This window comes from Clostridium cylindrosporum DSM 605, from assembly GCF_001047375.1.
GTDB classification, from domain to species: Bacteria; Bacillota; Clostridia; order Clostridiales; family Caloramatoraceae; genus Clostridium_AB; species Clostridium_AB cylindrosporum.
The window spans coordinates 1-622 of record NZ_LFVU01000022.1 but is presented as its reverse complement, the minus strand read 5'-3'; the positions used below and the strand labels follow the sequence as shown (position 1 = coordinate 622).

4 tRNA genes are annotated in these 622 nt (G+C 40.8%); all 4 read left to right on the top strand.

From position 1 onward, the window contains the following. The first annotated feature begins 2 nt into the window (after positions 1 to 2). Positions 3 to 93: transfer RNA gene (locus tag CLCY_RS05480), tRNA-Ser, on the top strand. A 33-nt stretch (positions 94 to 126) separates the two neighbouring features. Continuing rightward, positions 127 to 217, top strand: a tRNA-Ser gene (locus CLCY_RS05475). 187 nt (positions 218 to 404) lie between these two features. Next, positions 405 to 495, top strand: a tRNA-Ser gene (locus CLCY_RS05470). 34 nt (positions 496 to 529) lie between these two features. Beyond that, positions 530 to 620: transfer RNA gene (locus CLCY_RS05465), tRNA-Ser, on the top strand. The last annotated feature ends 2 nt before the right edge of the window (positions 621 to 622 follow it).

Here is a 622-nt window from a genome sequence, read left to right as displayed (position 1 = left end):
ACGGAGAGATGGTCGAGTTGGTTTAAGGCACCGGTCTTGAAAACCGGCGTAGGGGTGACTCTACCGTGGGTTCGAATCCCACTTTCTCCGCCATTTTTATTTTATAATACACTGTTTTTCAGTTATGGAGAAGTACTCAAGCGGCTGAAGAGGCGCCCCTGCTAAGGGCGTAGGCTGGGTAACTGGTGCGAGGGTTCAAATCCCTCCTTCTCCGCCAAGGTTTCGAGAAATCGAGACCTTTTTTATTTTTCTTTTTATATTTTATAATAATTAATTTTAAATAACTAATAATTTTTCAAATTAAGGATATACTAACTATTGTAAAGGAATTAAAATATTTTTTAAAATTTTTTAAAGAATATATTTGATTTTTATCCATAAATATGTTAGAATAACTATAGCACGGAGAGATGGTCGAGTTGGTTTAAGGCACCGGTCTTGAAAACCGGCGTAGGGGTGACTCTACCGTGGGTTCGAATCCCACTTTCTCCGCCATTTTTATTTTATAATACACTGTATTTTCAGTTATGGAGAAGTACTCAAGCGGCTGAAGAGGCGCCCCTGCTAAGGGCGTAGGCTGGGTAACTGGTGCGAGGGTTCAAATCCCTCCTTCTCCGCCAAG